Annotated in this window: 13 protein-coding genes; 7 read left to right on the top strand and 6 right to left on the bottom strand. The window is 66.0% G+C overall.

The window, feature by feature from the left end; genetic code table 11:
- Positions 1–32 precede the first annotated feature (32 nt).
- From purM to RSE14_RS05285, 3 genes are read left to right on the top strand one after another with little or no spacing between them, the layout of a single operon-like run.
- Entirely contained in the window at positions 33–1130 is a 1098-nt protein-coding gene (gene purM / locus RSE14_RS05275; RefSeq protein ID WP_324076184.1) for a phosphoribosylformylglycinamidine cyclo-ligase, read from the top strand.
- Positions 1123–2088 carry a phosphoribosylglycinamide formyltransferase gene (gene purN / locus RSE14_RS05280; RefSeq protein WP_324076185.1) on the top strand — a complete coding sequence of 322 codons (966 nt, stop codon included), beginning with the start codon at positions 1123–1125 and terminating at the stop codon, positions 2086–2088. Before purM ends, purN begins: the two co-directional genes overlap by 8 nt.
- Complete coding sequence (locus tag RSE14_RS05285; RefSeq protein ID WP_324076186.1) at positions 2088–3296, top strand: sulfotransferase family protein; 1209 nt, start codon at positions 2088–2090, stop codon at positions 3294–3296. The genes purN and RSE14_RS05285 overlap by 1 nt, the downstream gene beginning before the upstream one ends.
- A gap of 61 nt (positions 3297–3357) precedes the next feature.
- Here RSE14_RS05285 and ndk read toward each other — a convergent pair whose 3' ends face one another.
- From ndk to RSE14_RS05310, 5 genes are all read right to left on the bottom strand, one after another.
- Positions 3358–3780, bottom strand: coding sequence for a nucleoside-diphosphate kinase (ndk, locus tag RSE14_RS05290; protein WP_324076187.1), 423 nt, complete (start codon positions 3778–3780; stop codon positions 3358–3360).
- Positions 3781–3888: 108 nt separating this feature from the next.
- On the bottom strand, positions 3889–4407 hold the full coding sequence (locus RSE14_RS05295; protein ID WP_324076188.1) for a hypothetical protein: 519 nt from the start codon (positions 4405–4407) through the stop codon (positions 3889–3891).
- 29 nt (positions 4408–4436) lie between these two features.
- Positions 4437–4871, bottom strand: a complete 435-nt coding sequence (locus tag RSE14_RS05300) for a DNA polymerase III subunit chi (RefSeq protein ID WP_324076189.1) — start codon at positions 4869–4871, stop codon at positions 4437–4439.
- Between the two features lie 20 nt (positions 4872–4891).
- A complete protein-coding gene (locus tag RSE14_RS05305; protein ID WP_324076190.1) occupies positions 4892–5047 on the bottom strand; it encodes a DUF2256 domain-containing protein in 156 nt (51 codons plus the stop codon).
- Positions 5048–5122: 75 nt separating this feature from the next.
- Positions 5123–6583 (bottom strand): leucyl aminopeptidase, encoded by a 1461-nt coding sequence (locus RSE14_RS05310; RefSeq protein WP_324076191.1) that lies wholly within the window; start codon positions 6581–6583, stop codon positions 5123–5125.
- A 123-nt stretch (positions 6584–6706) separates the two neighbouring features.
- Here RSE14_RS05310 and RSE14_RS05315 point away from each other — a divergent pair, with 123 nt between their 5' ends.
- The 4 genes from RSE14_RS05315 to rsmA all read left to right on the top strand — a co-directional run bounded on the left by RSE14_RS05315 (position 6707) and on the right by rsmA (position 12373).
- Positions 6707–8983: an LPS-assembly protein LptD gene (locus tag RSE14_RS05315; RefSeq protein ID WP_416379364.1), complete on the top strand. Its 2277-nt coding sequence runs from the start codon at positions 6707–6709 to the stop codon at positions 8981–8983.
- A gap of 159 nt (positions 8984–9142) precedes the next feature.
- Positions 9143–10543, top strand: a complete 1401-nt coding sequence (locus RSE14_RS05320) for a peptidylprolyl isomerase (protein ID WP_416379365.1) — start codon at positions 9143–9145, stop codon at positions 10541–10543.
- A complete protein-coding gene (gene pdxA / locus RSE14_RS05325) occupies positions 10540–11559 on the top strand; it encodes a 4-hydroxythreonine-4-phosphate dehydrogenase PdxA (RefSeq protein WP_324076193.1) in 1020 nt (339 codons plus the stop codon). The genes RSE14_RS05320 and pdxA overlap by 4 nt, the downstream gene beginning before the upstream one ends.
- Positions 11552–12373, top strand: a complete 822-nt coding sequence (gene rsmA / locus RSE14_RS05330) for a 16S rRNA (adenine(1518)-N(6)/adenine(1519)-N(6))-dimethyltransferase RsmA (protein ID WP_324076194.1) — start codon at positions 11552–11554, stop codon at positions 12371–12373. Before pdxA ends, rsmA begins: the two co-directional genes overlap by 8 nt.
- Here the strand turns inward: rsmA and RSE14_RS05335 are convergent.
- Positions 12370–14469 (bottom strand): malate synthase G, encoded by a 2100-nt coding sequence (locus tag RSE14_RS05335; protein ID WP_324076195.1) that lies wholly within the window; start codon positions 14467–14469, stop codon positions 12370–12372. The genes rsmA and RSE14_RS05335 overlap by 4 nt on opposite strands.
- Positions 14470–14613 lie beyond the last annotated feature (144 nt).

Here is a 14613-nt window from a genome sequence, read left to right on the forward strand (position 1 = left end):
GAATTCCAAGCGCGAAAGGCTATGGGGCGTGTATGACGATCAAGAACTCTCCCTACACCTATGCCGATGCGGGTGTTTCGATCGCCGCCGGCAACGCGCTGGTCAAAGCCATCGCCCCGCTGGCAAAGGCCACCGCACGCCCCGGCGCAACCAGTGAGCTGGGCGGCTTTGGCGGGTTCTTCGATCCCAAGGCGGCGGGCTATACCGACCCTCTGCTGGTAGCCGCCAATGATGGCGTAGGCACCAAATTGAAGCTCGCGATCGAACATGACCGGCACGATCACGTCGGCATTGATCTGGTCGCCATGTGCGTCAACGATCTCATCGTGCAGGGCGCGGAGCCGCTGTTCTTCCTCGACTATTTCGCCACGGGCAAGCTCGAGAACGGGGTCGCCGAACGCGTGATCGCGGGGATTGCCGAGGGCTGCAAGATCGCCGGATGCGCGCTGATCGGCGGCGAGACGGCGGAGATGCCGGGGATGTATGCGCCGGGCGACTATGATCTGGCGGGCTTCTGCGTCGGCGCGGTCGAGCGCGGCGAGCAGCTCACCGGCGACAAGGTCGCACCGGGCGACGTGCTGATCGGCCTTGCCTCGTCCGGCGTCCATTCCAACGGCTACTCGCTGGTGCGGCGTCTGGCGGCGGACAAGGGCTGGAAGCTCAATCGCCCTGCCCTGTTCGATCAGGACCAGCTGCTGATCGACGCACTGATCGCGCCGACCCGCATCTATGTCGCGAGCCTGCTGCCGCTTATCCGCGAAGGCCATATCAACGCGCTCGCCCACATCACCGGCGGCGGGCTGCTCGAGAATATACCGCGCATTCTGCCGGTGGGTGCACACGCCCATGTCGATGCCGATCTGTGGCCGCAGCCGCGTCTGATGGCCTTCCTTCAGGCGCAGGGCGCGATCGAGCCGGAAGAAATGGCCCGCACCTTCAACTGCGGAGTCGGCATGGTGCTGGCGGTTGCAACAGACAAGGTCGCCGAGGTCACCGCCCGGCTCGAAGCGGCAGGCGAGACCGTGGTCAGTGTCGGCCACATCGCAGAGGGCGAAAAGGGCTGCACCGTGCGCGGCTCTGTGGAAACCTGGTCGGCCAAGGCGGACTGGAGCGCGACGCATCTTGGCTGATAAGGCCCGCATCGCCATCCTCATTTCCGGCGCGGGCACCAATATGGCCGCGCTGCTCTATGCCAGCCGGATGGCGGACGCGGCCTACGAGGTGGTGCTGGTCGCCAGCAATGATCCCGAGGCACCCGGTCTCGCCCTTGCCGCGCTCGAAGGCGTGCCGGTCTTCGCGCTGTCGCACAAGGGCATGGACCGCGCGGGCCACGATGCCGCAATGGAAGCCGCTGTGCTTGAGGCTGGCGCGGACTATATCGTCCTTGCAGGCTACATGCGCATCCTGTCGGACGGCTTCGTCGAGCGGTGGGCGGGCCGCATGCTCAATATCCACCCCTCGCTGCTGCCCAAATACAAGGGGCTCGACACCTTTGCCCGCGCGATTGCGGCGGGAGACAGCCATGCCGGGGCGAGCGTCCATCTGGTGACCCCTGAGCTCGATGCGGGCGAGGTGCTGGCGCAAGCCAAAGTCGCCATCGCGCCCGGTGACACCCCCGCGAGCCTCGCCGAGCGCGTGCGCTTTGCCGAGCACCAGCTCTATCCCCGCGCAGTGTCCGAATATGTCGCCCGCTGGCGCGATCCGGCGGCGTTGCTGGCGCGAGTGCGCGCGGCTGCCCTCGCCCTTCCCGAAACCGACGAGCGCGAGAGCCATGGCAGCCCGGGCTTTCGCGTCGGCGGGGAGAAGAGCGGCAAGTATTTCGCCTATTTCGCCGATCAGCACCATGGCACCCCCCACATCGCCCTGCTGGTGCGCACCGGCTCGATGGACGAGCTGTTGAACCTCGTCGAGAGCCAGCCGGAGGTCTATTTCAAGCCCGCCTATTACGGCGCCAGCGGATGGGTGGGGATCATCCTCAACCGCGCGAACGTGGACTGGGACGAGGTCGCGGCATGGCTGGAGCGCAGCTGGCGGGGCGCGGCGCCCAAGCGCCTCAGCCGCCTGATGGACATCGCGGACGAGTTCTGATGGCACCTCCTGTGCGCGATCACCTGCTGGCACGCGGTCCACTGGCGCAGCGGGCAAGCGACTTTCTGGGCAAGGCGTGGGAGCGCGGCTGGTTGCCCCCGCCCGCGCTCGATCCGCAAGCCCTGTGGGCGCTCGCCGCCAAGCCCTTCGGCACCGAGGCCGAGGCCGCCGAGCATGGCGGTCGCCCGGACGAAGACGTCGCCGATTTCCGCGAGCGGTTCGAACGGCTGTGCGCGAGTATGATTGCCGAGGCCGATCTCAACCCGCTGGGCCGCGCCATGGCCTTCGGGCAATTGCACCGTGCGGTGAAGAACCGCCTCGCACTCGGGCAGCTGTGGCACGACCGGCCCGCATTGCTCGAAACCCGCCTTGCGCCGCCGATCATCGTCATCGGCCACATGCGTTCGGGCACCACGCGCATTCACAAGCTGCTGGCGGCCGATCCGGCCTTCTCGCACACCCGCTATTGCGACGCCTATCACCCCGTGCCCTCGCGTTTCGGGCTCAACCGGCTGGTGAGCGCGACCGAGCTGACAATGCTCGGCCTGCTCAATCCGTGGCTGCAATCGATCCACCCCATGGCTCCGGCCGAGGTGGAGGAGGAACTGGCGTGGATCTCCGCCGCGCTCCACCACTCGATCTACGAAAGCCAGTGGCACATCCCGTCTTATTCGGCATGGAGCGAGGCCCGGGACCCCGCCCCCGTCTACCGCGAATTCTCCCGCATCCTCAAAACCGACGCGACCCATCGCGGCCTTGCGGACAAGCCGCGCGTGATGAAAGTACCCGCCTTTGCCGAGGATCTGGACACCCTCCTCGCGGAATTCCCCGACGCGCGACTGGTGATTGCCCAGCGTGATCGCAGCGCAGTGCTCAAGAGCGCGGTCAGCCTCGCGGCGAACCAGATGGCAGTGCAGTCGGACAGTTGCGAAATCGGCGCGATCGAAGCGCGCTGGCAGCACAAGATTGCCTTGCGAGAGGAACGGATGACCGAGGTGCTGGCAAGCTGGCAGGGGCCGGTGGCGCGGCTGACTTTCGAGGAGCTGGGCGCAGACTGGCAGGGCGCAATCACGCGCTGCTATGCCGCGCTCGGCCTGCCGCTGCCGGATGCGGCGCTCACCGCGATGCACAAGGTGATGGCGGCAAGCGAAGAAGGCCACCACCGCGCCCATGCCGAACAACTCGCGCGATTTTCTCAGGCGGGTTGAGCCCAAAACAAAAGGGCCGCCCCTCGCGGGACGGCCCTTTGCATCGTGTCAGCGCTGAAAATCAGCCGACGATTTCTTCCTGCTTGAAGAAGAACGCGATTTCGATCGCGGCGTTTTCTTCGCTGTCCGAACCGTGGACGGTGTTTTCGCCGATCGAGAGCGCCAGTTCCTTGCGGATCGTGCCCGGCGCAGCGTCGGCCGGGTTGGTCGCGCCCATGATGTCGCGGTTGCGGGTGACGGCGTCTTCGCCTTCGAGCACCTGCACCACCACCGGCTCGCTCATCATGAACTCGACCAGTTCACCGAAGAAGGGACGCTCGGAGTGGACAGCGTAGAAGCCTTCGGCCTGCTCGCGGGTCATGTGGATGCGCTTGGAGGCGACAACGCGCAGGCCGGCTTCTTCCAGCATCTTGGTGACCGCACCGGTCAGGTTGCGGCGGGTGGCATCGGGCTTGATGATCGAAAAGGTGCGGGTGACCGCCATGACTATGCTCCTGTGAACGTCTTTTTTAAGAGGGGGGTTATTGGCCGCGCGCGTTAGATGCTGCGCTGCAAAATGGCAAGCGCCCCGTGGCCCTGCAAAAGACGCCGCCTAGCCGCCCGTCTTCCTGCCGATGATCAGCTGCACCGAAGTCGGCTCGCCATCGCCCGCCCCCGCATTGGCATTGGCCGAGAAGGTGAGCCGGCCGCCATCATCTTCGCCGCCGATCATGACCGTGCGCTCGGTCGTCATCGCGACCGAAATGGCGATGCCCGCCGCATCGGCCTCGCGGCGATAATGGGCGATCACCTTGTCAGGGGCATCAGGGGTCTCGAACATCACCATCACGCCCTCGCCATCGGGCTTCTTCACCACCGTGTTAGTGACGACCTTGGCTCCGGGATAAAGGCTGAAACCCCTGGGCAGGCTGAGCGGAACCTCGGCCCCCGATCGCAGCGTGGCCGGCCCATCCGGCCCGTCAACCGTCATGCGGGTCTCGCCGCTCTTTTCATCGATGGTGTATTCCGCGCTCTCGCCGGTCTGGGTGGTGAATTCGCCCGAGGTTTCCGATCCGCAGGCCGCCAGCAATGCGGCAGCGCTGCCTGCCATGATCCATGCCGCAAACCGCATTTTGCGCTCCTTCCCCTGCCTGCGAAAAATCAGCCCTTCTTCACCCAGCGCCCTTCTTCCTGTGCGAAGTAGGACCGTGTCACACCCTCGCGCCCGTCAAGCGCGCGCCATGCCTGACGGGCCGCAGGCGCGCCGTCGGGAGGGAATAACAGGAAAACCCGCGCAAATCCTTCGCTGTCGCGGAAATGGCCGTCGGCAAGGATCAGGTGGCTTGCGTCATTGGCGGCTACGGGTTCGGCGGAAAGGAGGATCGGCTGGGCTTCGGCTCCGGGTGTGCCCGCCTCGCCATTGGCGAGGAAGCTCTCCGGTCCCGCCTGCCACAGCGCGCGCGCAATGGCTTCGCGCTGCTGGAGATTATCCGAGACGACCAGCACCCGCTCGCCCTCACCCAGCGCGCGGCGGGCGATCAGCGTGACAACCTTCTCGACCGGATCGTCGGTGACCTGCCAGAAATCGATTTTCATACGGCGGAGTCCTTGTTGCCCTACCGCTTCGCTACTTGAGGGCTTCGGCGGCAGCGGTCGGAACAATACTTCACATTGTCCCAGTCCCGCTCCCACTTCTTGCGCCACGAGAACGGCAGCCCGCAGGCGAGGCAGGTCTTGGACGGCAGGTCGCTTTTTTTGCGCATCTTCGGCATGATTGTTGGCCTATCGCTTCGCTACTTGAGGCCAGCCCGGCCTACCGCTGCGCTACTTGAGGCCGGAAATGCGGATCAACCCTCGACCACATCCCGCACAAACTGGTCGAGCAGGCGCACGCCATAGCCGGTCGCGCCCTTGTCCCAGCTGTGGCCGGGCTTGGATGCCCACACCATGCCCGCGATATCGAGGTGCGCCCAGGGGGTGCCGGCCTTGATGAATCGCTGCAGGAACTGCGCGGCGGTGATCGATCCGGCCTCGCGCGGGCCGACGTTCTTGATGTCGGCTACAGGGGAATCGATCATCTTGTCGTAATTGGGGCCGAGCGGCATGCGCCACAGCTTGTCCCCGCTGGCAAGGCCAGCCTCGCTCAGCTGCGCGGCGAGCGTATCGTCATTGGCGAACATCCCGCCATATTCATTGCCCAGGCTGATGATCATCGCGCCGGTCAGCGTGGCAAGATCGACGATGCGCGCCGCATCATACTGCTCCTGCGCCCAATGCAGCGCGTCGCACAGCACCAGCCGCCCTTCGGCATCGGTGTTGAGCACCTCGACGGTCTGGCCGCTCATGGTGGTGACGATGTCGCCCGGACGCTGCGCCTTGCCGTCAGGCATGTTCTCGACGAGGCCCATGACGCCAATCACATTGGCCTTGGCCTTGCGACCGGCAAGCGCCAGCATGGCCCCTGCCACCGCACCGGCACCGCCCATGTCCCACTTCATGTCTTCCATGCCCGGCGGCGGCTTCAAGGAGATACCGCCGGTGTCAAAGGTGACGCCCTTGCCAACAAAGACGGTGGGCTTGTCTCCGGCGGCACCGCCGTTCCAGCGGATCGCCAGCAGCTTCGATTCGCGCTCGGACCCCTGCCCGACGCCGACCAGCGCGCCCATGCCAAGCGCCGTCATCTCGGCCTCGCCCAGTACGGTGATTTCAACGCCGGTGCCCGCGAAGGCTTCCTCGCAAGCGGCGACGAAGGTTGCGGGGTAGATGATGTTGGCAGGCTCGGTCACCAGCTTGCGGGTGAACTCGACGCCCTTGGCCAGTGCGAGCTCGCGTGCCCAGGCGCCTTCCGTGCCGTCCGGCTCGCCGATGACGTGGACCGTGGCAAGGCTCGGCCGCTTGTCGGCGGGAAGCCGTGTGCGATAGGTGTCGTGGCGCCATGCGCGAAGGCGCAGGCCAAGAAGCATCGCTGCCGCATCATCGGCCGAAAGCCCCGCGCCCGCCAGATCGAGCACCATCGCGGTCTCGCCCGAGACGAGATACTTGGCCGTAAGCGCCGCGCCTGCGCGCTCCAGTTCGAGCTTGCGCTCGGCCGAACCGGGCTCGCCCGCACCCGCCAGCGCGATGCGCTGCACCTTGCCGCCGATGCTGGCAAAGCCTTCGAACACCTGTCCGGTGCGCCCTGAAAAGCGTGCCGCCGCTGCCCCTTCGACCAGCGCCTGATCGAGCCCGGTGAGGCTGGCACCCTGGTTCACGATCCGCGCCTGAAGGCGGACATCGGCGGGCGGCGTGGCGGTAAAGAGGATCTGCATGGGGTCTCCCGAAAAAGCATCAGGCCGGGTGGCTGTCACGGTGTCCGGCAGGTGCGACATTCCGTGCGCACAAGGCGGCAAACGCGATTGCGATTAGGCGCGAGCGGTGCAATAGGCAAGGCCATGTCGGGAGGCTCGCCAGTGGAGACGCGCAAGGCCGCGGATACCGCCCTGCGCGTGCCAACGCGGGGCGCTGGCCCACGTTTTGTCCTTGCCCTTGCCCTCTCGGGATGCGCCGCGCCGCTTGCCGCGCAGGAGCCGGTTGCCGCTCCCACGCAGGCCGGAACCCCCGCGCCGCGCCAGATCGATTTTGAGGCGAAAGAGATCGCCTACAACAACGAGACGGAAACCGTCACCGCGCGCGGCAATGTCATCCTGCGCTCGGACGATCGCTCGGTGCGCGCCGACGAGGTCGTGTGGGACCGCAAGAGTGGGAAGATCATCGCCAGCGGCAATATCCGGCTGGTCGACGATGCCGGCAACCAGCTGTTCACCGATCAGGTCGAGCTGACCGAGACCTTCGAGGCCGGCGCCATGGCCGAGCTCCTGATCGCTCTGCGCGCCGGGGGCCGCCTTGCCGCGCGCTCGGCCGAACGGGGCGAGGACGGCGTCGCGGTGCTGGCCGATGCTGCCTATTCGGCCTGCGCTGTCACGGATGACGAAGGCTGCGCCAAGAACCCGAGCTGGCGCATCACCGCCACCCGCGTCACCTTTGACCAGAAGGCCCAGCGGGTGCGCTTCACCGGCGCGATGCTGGAGCTGTTCGGCGCGCGCATTCTGCCGCTCCCCGGTCTTGCCCTGCGCACCGACGGCAAGGCAGAAAGCGGCTTTCTCGTCCCCGATTTCCGCATCAGCCAGGTCAACGGGCTGGAGCTCAATGGCGAGTACTATTGGCGGCTTGGCGATAACCGCGATCTGACGCTGGGCGCCTATGTCTTTTCCAGCGTCGCCCCGATGGCGAGCGCCAACTGGCGGCACCTGACCGACAAGGGTGCCTATCAGATCACCGGCTATCTCACTGCCAGCGACCGCCTGACCGACTTCACTGGCGGCCAGAGCTTCCAGAACCAGCTGCGCGGCTATATCGAGAGCAATGGCCGCTTCCAGTTCTCGCCGGACTGGAGCCTGACCGGATCGATCCGCCTCGCCAGCGACCGCACCTTCCTGCGCCGCTACGATCTCAGCCGCGATGACCGCTTGCGCTCGACCATCAATCTCGAGCGGATCACCGAAAACTCCTATTTCTCGCTCGCCGGGTGGGCCACGCAGACGCTGCGGATCAATGCCCAGCAGGGCCAGATCCCGCTCGCGCTGCCCGCGCTCGATTTCCGCCAGCGGGTGGCCGATCCGGTGCTGGGCGGCAAGGTGGAGTTGCAGGTCAACAGCCTCGCGCTCCTGCGCAATGACGGGCAGGATACCCAGCGCGCCTTTGCCGGAGCCCGGTGGGACCTGCGGCGGCTGACCGGGCTTGGCCAGATGGTAACGCTGACCGCACTGGTGCGGGGCGACATCTACAATACCGACAATATCCTCGCCACGACGACCCCGAGCTATCGCGGCACCGAAGGCTGGACGACACGCGGCATCGCCACTGCGGCGCTCGATATCGAATGGCCCTTTGTGGGCGAGATCTTCGGCGGGACCCAGGTGTTCAAGCCGCGCGTCCAGCTCGTCGCCAGCCCCAAGCTGCGCAATCTCGATCTGCCCAACGAGGACGCGCGCGCGATCGATCTGGAGGATTCGAACCTCTTCGCCCTGAACCGCTTCCCCGGCTACGACCGGGTGGAAGACGGCACCCGCGTCACTTGGGGGGTGGACTGGGAATTGCAGCGCCCGGGCTGGAAGGTGTCGACCACGATCGGCCAGTCCTATCGCTTCGACGAGCCCGAAGAGCAGATCTTTCCGCCCGGCGCAGGCCTGTCAGACCGGGTGTCCGACTTTGTCGGCCGCACCCAGATCCGTTACCGCGACTTCCTCAATGTCACCCACCGCTTCCGGCTCGACAAGGACAACCTCGCGATCCGCCGCAACGAGATCGACGCGGCCATCGGCTCGCGCCGCACCTATGTCGAAGTCGGCTATCTGCGGCTGAACCGCGACATCCAGACCGTGGAAGACCTGCGCGACCGCGAGGAGCTGCGCGTGGCTGCGCGTGTGGCCATCGGGCGGCGCTGGTCGGCCTTCGGATCGGGGGTGTTCAACCTCACCGATGCCGCCGAAGATCCGGTGTTCCAGCCCGACGGGTTCGAACCGATCCGCACACGACTCGGCATCGCCTATTCGGACGACTGCATCGAATTCGGCGCGACCTGGCGGCGCGATTTCATCGATGCGGGCGACGCGCGGCGCGGCAACACGTTCCAGCTATTCTTTGCATTGCGGAACCTGGGCTTCCGGTGAGACCAAGTTATTTGGCAGGGCGGCGAATCCGGTCTAAAGGCACCCCGACAGGTAGCAGGCCTTGCCCAAGGTGATCGGGCGGGAGCAAGCTTCCATTCAGCCGCTGCATGGCAACGGCTGGGCATGCGTGAGGGGTCGCGCAGAATTCTTCGCCCATCCATGGGGCCGCAAAGCGGGATTATACGAGTGAGTGTGAAGCTGTTTTCCAAGGGCCTTCTGGCCAAGACCGGAACCGCACTGGCGGCAGCCGGGATGCTCGGCCTCGCCGTGGCGCCGATGGCTGCGGGCGCGCAGACCGTTGCCGTGCCGACCGCCGAGAACCCCTTCGGCCTGCCCGAGGACATCACCATCTTCGGCAAGACCGATCCCGATCGCCGCACCGCGACCGCGGTGGTCAACGGCTTCGTCATCACGGGCACGGATATCGACCAGCGCGTGGCGCTCGTTACCGCCGCATCGGATGCACCCGTACCAGAGGACGAGCTGCTGCGTCTGCGCGTGCAGGTGCTGCGCAACCTGATCGACGAAACGCTCAAGATCCAGGCAGCCGAAGCGGCAGAACTCAAGGTCACCCCTGACGAGGTCGAGAAGACCTATCTGCAGCTGGCCGCACAGAACTTCGGCAACGAGCCGAAGAAGATGGACGATTACCTCAAGTCGATCGGTTCCTCGCCCACCTCGCTCAAGCGTCAGATCGAAGGCGAACAGGCGTGGGAAAATCTCCTGCGCCGCAACATCATGCCCTTCGTCAACGTCTCGGCCGAAGAGGTCAACGACGTGCTCAAGCGCATGAACGAGGCCAAGGGCACCGACGAATACCGCCTCGGCGAAATCTACCTTTCGGCCACCACCGAAAACCGCGATGCGGTGCTCAAGAACGTCCAGGCGATCATCGAGCAGCTGCAACAGGGCGGCAGCTTCGTCGCCTATGCGCGCCAGTTCTCCGAGGCGACCACGGCGGTCGTCGGCGGCGATCTGGGCTGGGTGCGGTTGAGCCAGCTGCCCCCGCAGATTGCCGCAGTGGCGCGCGAAATGCAGGCGGGCCAGCTCAACGGCCCGATCGAAATTCCGGGCGGCTTTTCGATCATCTACCTGATCAACAAGCGTCAGGTGCTGATGGCCGATCCCAACGAGGCGGTGCTGAGCCTCAAGCAGATCTCGGTCAACTTCCCCGCTGGCATCTCGGAAGCCGCGGCGAGCGCCAAGGTCGAACAGTTCGGCAAGTTCGTCGAGGGCCTGCGCGGTTGCGGCGATGTCGATGCGGGCGCGGCGGCGATTGGCGCGCAGGTCGTCTCGAACGACCAGATCAAGGCCGCCAACCTTCCCGAACAGCTGCGAGCGATCATCCTCAACCTGCAAATCGGCCAGACCACCCCGCTGTTCGGCGGCGTGCAGGAAGGCGTGCGCGTGCTGATGCTGTGCGGACGGGACGATCCCAAGGATGCGGGCGCACCGTCCTTTGCGGCGGTGATGGACCAGATCGAACAGGAACGCGTCAACAAGCGCGCCCAGCGCTACCTGCGCGATCTGCGTAACGACGCCTATATCGAATACAATTGAGCGCAGCCGCAGCGCCTCTTGCCATCTCTCTGGGCGATCCTGCGGGGATCGGCCCGGAGGTGATCCTTGGCGCATGGACGCGGCTGCGCGCCGAACGCCGCACCCCGCCCGCCTTCGTGGTCGGCGGTCCGGCGTTGCTGCGGAGCGCGGCCGAGGCGCTGGGGATCGATTGCCCGATCGTGCCGATTGCCGAGCCATCCGAAGCGCTCTTCGCCAGCGCTGTCGGTCTGCCGGTGCTGGCCTTGCTAGACGGCCCGTGGCACCCGGCTGCTCCTTCGAGCGATGGCGCACGCCTCGCGCTGGCCTCGCTGCAATGGGGGGCGAAATGCGTGCTCGCGGGCGCAGCGAGCGGGCTGGTGACCGCACCGGTGGCCAAGGGCGCGCTGGCGGCAATCGGCTGGGACTATCCCGGGCAGACCGAGTTTCTCGCCAATGCCTGCGGCAAGCCCTATCGCGATGCGGTGATGATGCTGGCAGGGCCAAGCTTGCGCACCGTGCCGCTCACCGTCCACGTGCCGCTGGCCGAGGTTTCGGCGCTGCTTTCCTCCGATCTGATCATTCACAAGGCGCGGATTGTCGCTGCGGGTCTGGCCCGCGATTTCGGCATCGTCGCGCCGCGCCTCGCGATTGCCGCGCTGAATCCCCATGCGGGCGAAGGCGGGCAGTTCGGGGACGAGGAAGCGCGCATCATCACGCCTGCCATCACCGCCTTGCGGGCCGAGGGGATCGCCGCTTTCGGTCCGGTCCCCGGCGACGCGCTGTTCATGCCGCGCGCCCGCACCGGCTATGACGCGGCCTTGTGCATGTATCACGATCAGGCGCTGATCCCGCTGAAGGCGCTGGAAGTGGACGAAGGCGTCAACGTGACGCTTGGCCTGCCGATCATCCGCACCTCGCCCGATCACGGCACGGCCTTCGATATCGCAGGCAAGGGCCTTGCCGATCCCGGCGCGATGGCGGCGGCGATCACCATGGCAGCCGGCATGGCCAAGGCGCGGGCGGCGGCGCATGGCTGACCTTCCCCCGATCCGCGATGTCATCCAGCGCCACGGCCTGTCGGCGTCCAAGGCACTGGGGCAGAACTTCCTGCTCGACGAGCAATTGCTGGCGCGCATCGCCGCCGTTCCGGGCGATCTGGCAGGCGCCCGCGTGCTCGAAGTCGGCCCCGGACCCGGCGGACTGACGCGCGCGCTGCTGCGCGCCGGCGCGAAGGTCACCGCCATCGAGATGGACCGCCGCTGCCTTCCCGCCCTCGCCGAACTGAGCGAGGCCTTCCCCGGCCAACTTACGGTGATCGAGGGCGATGCGCTCAAGCTCGATCACAACGAACTGATGGGCGCAGAGCCGTTCCACGTGCTCTCGAACCTGCCCTACAACGTCGGCACCGCGCTGTTCGTGCGCTGGCTCGGCGGCGAGGCTTGGCCGCCCCTGTGGCAGTCCCTCACCCTGATGTTCCAGCGCGAAGTTGCCGACCGGATCGTCGCCGCCGCCGGGGAGGATGCCTATGGGCGGCTTGCCGTCCTCGCCCAATGGCGCGCCGAGGCACGCTTTGCGATGAAGGTCCACCGCAGCGCCTTCACCCCGCCCCCCAAGGTGATGAGCGCGATCGTGCATGTTACCCCCGCTGCGATGCCGGAAGGCGTCTCGGCGCGGATGCTCGAACGCCTCACCGAAGCCGCCTTCGGCCAACGCCGCAAGATGCTGCGCCAGAGCCTCAAGGGCGTGCCGGGTGCGCTGGAAGCGCTCGCCGTGCTCGGTATCGACGAAACCCGCCGCGCCGAGACTGTCAGCGTCGCGGAGTTTATCGCGCTGGCAAAGGCGCTGTCCTAACCCGCCTTCTTCTTCAGACGCCAAGCGTGCAGCAACGGCTCGGTGTAGCCGCTGGGCTGCTCCACGCCCTTGAAGATCAGCTCCTTCGCCGCGCTGAAGGCCGCGCCGTCCTCGTTACCCGTCAGCGGCACGTAAAGCGGATCGCCCGCGTTCTGCGCATCGACCTTGACGGCCATGCGAGCGAGCGAATCCATCACCTGCGCCTCGGTGATCACGCCGTGCAGCAGCCAGTTGGCGATGTGCTGCGATGAGATGCGCAAGGTCGCGCGGTCTTCCATCAGGCCCACATCATTGATGTCGGGCACCTTGGAGCAGCCGACGCCCTGATCCACCCAGCGCACGACATAGCCCAGCAGGCCCTGGCAATTGTTGTCGAGTTCCTCGCGGATGTCCTCGGCTGACCAGTTCGCCCCTTGCGCGAGCGGGATCGCCAGCAGCGCGTCGAGGCCCATCGGCTCGGGCAGGTGCTTCTGCACGTCGAACACGTCGATATGGTGATAATGCAGCGCGTGGAGCGTCGCGGCGGTGGGCGACGGCACCCATGCGGTGTTCGCGCCCGCCTTCAGATGGCCGATCTTCTCGACCATCATCTGCCCCATCAGATCGGGCGCGGCCCACATGCCCTTGCCAATCTGCGCCTTGCCCGAAAGGCCGTGGGCAAGGCCGATGGCGACGTTGCGCGCCTCGTAGGACTTGAGCCAGTCGCTGCCCTTCATCGCACCCTTGCGGAGCATCGGCCCGGCGCGCATCGAGGTGTGAATCTCGTCGCCGGTGCGGTCGAGGAAGCCGGTGTTGATGAAGACGATGCGGTCCTTCACCGCGTGGATACAGGCGGCGAGGTTCGCCGAAGTGCGGCGCTCCTCGTCCATCACCCCGACCTTGATGGTGTGGCGCGGGAGTTTGAGTAAATCCTCAACCGTGTTAAACAGGTCATTGGTAAATTGACATTCTTCCGGCCCATGCATCTTGGGCTTCACGATATAGATGCTGCCCTCGCGCGAATTGCCAAAACGCCCATGGCCTTCGAAGTCGAGCGTGCTGATCGCGCTGGTGAAAACCGCGTCCATAATGCCTTCGGGGATTTCCGAGCCATCGGGCAGGCGGATCGCAGGGTTCGTCATGAGGTGACCGACATTGCGCACGAACATCAGGCTGCGACCCTTGAGGGTCTGCGTGGTGCCGTCGGCCGCGGTGAAGGTCTTGTCGCCCGCGAGCGTTCGGGTGAGGGTCTTGCCGCCCTTTTCAAAGCTTTCCGACAGATCGCCGCGGATGATGCCGAGCCAGTTGGTATAGGCCAGCAGCTTGTCCTCGGCATCCACCGCCGCGACCGAGTCCTCGCAATCGGCGATGGTGGTGAGCGCGGCCTCGACCATGATATCCGCAATGCCCGCTGCATCGGTAGCGCCGACAGGTGTACTCGAATCGAACACAACTTCGGCGTGCAAGCCATTGTTTTTGAAAATTACACCCTTATCGATGGTGCCGACATGCTGGGTGGGGTCTGCTAGCATGATCGCCTCACGCCCCGTAAGGTCTACCCAGCTCGCGCCGCCTGCGAGCGGGAAGGCGCTGTCCAGAAACTGCCGCCCGCGTGCGATCACCGCTGCCCCGCGTTGCTCGTCATAACCGCCCGGCCGCGCCGGAGCCGCATCGAGTGCATCGGTGCCGTAGAAGGCATCGTAGAGGCTCCCCCAGCGCGCATTTGCGGCGTTCAGCAGGAAGCGCGCGTTGAGGATCGGCACCACCAGCTGCGGCCCTGCCATGGTCGCGATCTCGGGGTCGACGTTCTGGGTGCCGATGGTGAAGTCGCCCGGCTCGGGGACGAGATAGCCGATCTCTTCAAGGAACGCCTTGTAGGCCGCCGCGTCATGCGGCTGGCCCGCGCGCTCCATGTGCCACGCGTCGATCTGCGCCTGAAGGCTCTCGCGCTTTTCCAGCAGCGCGCGGTTCCTCGGCGCAAACTCGGCCAGCAGCGCCGCAAATCCCTGCCAGAAAGCTTCACAATCGCGGCTCAGCGTGGCCAGCACGTCGCGCTCAAGGAAGCTCGCCAGACGGGGATCGATGGCAAGGCCGGCGCGGGTGGTCATTTCAGTCATGCGTGTCCTCATGGGCTCCGAAAGTCGGGTCCTGGGGAGGAGGACATGGAATGCGATTCCGGCCCGCGCTATGGCGCAGGGGACGGCCGATTGCAACGGGTTGGACTGCTGCGCGCACACGGCTAGAGGGGAGCCATGGACGGG

It is taken from the genome of Erythrobacter sp., from assembly GCF_035194505.1.
Classification (GTDB): domain Bacteria; phylum Pseudomonadota; class Alphaproteobacteria; order Sphingomonadales; family Sphingomonadaceae; genus Erythrobacter.

What these genes read in the sequence shown, in the direction of transcription:
- purM (WP_324076184.1), top strand. Translation starts at nt 33, where the DNA reads ATGACGATCAAGAACTCTCCCTACACCTATGCCGATGCGGGTGTTTCG.
- RSE14_RS05285 (WP_324076186.1), top strand. Translation starts at nt 2,088, where the DNA reads ATGGCACCTCCTGTGCGCGATCACCTGCTGGCACGCGGTCCACTGGCG.
- ndk (WP_324076187.1), bottom strand. Translation starts at nt 3,780, where the DNA reads ATGGCGGTCACCCGCACCTTTTCGATCATCAAGCCCGATGCCACCCGC.
- RSE14_RS05295 (WP_324076188.1), bottom strand. Translation starts at nt 4,407, where the DNA reads ATGCGGTTTGCGGCATGGATCATGGCAGGCAGCGCTGCCGCATTGCTG.
- RSE14_RS05300 (WP_324076189.1), bottom strand. Translation starts at nt 4,871, where the DNA reads ATGAAAATCGATTTCTGGCAGGTCACCGACGATCCGGTCGAGAAGGTT.
- RSE14_RS05305 (WP_324076190.1), bottom strand. Translation starts at nt 5,047, where the DNA reads ATGCCGAAGATGCGCAAAAAAAGCGACCTGCCGTCCAAGACCTGCCTC.
- RSE14_RS05310 (WP_324076191.1), bottom strand. Translation starts at nt 6,583, where the DNA reads ATGCAGATCCTCTTTACCGCCACGCCGCCCGCCGATGTCCGCCTTCAG.
- RSE14_RS05315 (WP_416379364.1), top strand. Translation starts at nt 6,707, where the DNA reads ATGTCGGGAGGCTCGCCAGTGGAGACGCGCAAGGCCGCGGATACCGCC.
- RSE14_RS05320 (WP_416379365.1), top strand. Translation starts at nt 9,143, where the DNA reads ATGGGGCCGCAAAGCGGGATTATACGAGTGAGTGTGAAGCTGTTTTCC.
- rsmA (WP_324076194.1), top strand. Translation starts at nt 11,552, where the DNA reads ATGGCTGACCTTCCCCCGATCCGCGATGTCATCCAGCGCCACGGCCTG.
- RSE14_RS05335 (WP_324076195.1), bottom strand. Translation starts at nt 14,469, where the DNA reads ATGACTGAAATGACCACCCGCGCCGGCCTTGCCATCGATCCCCGTCTG.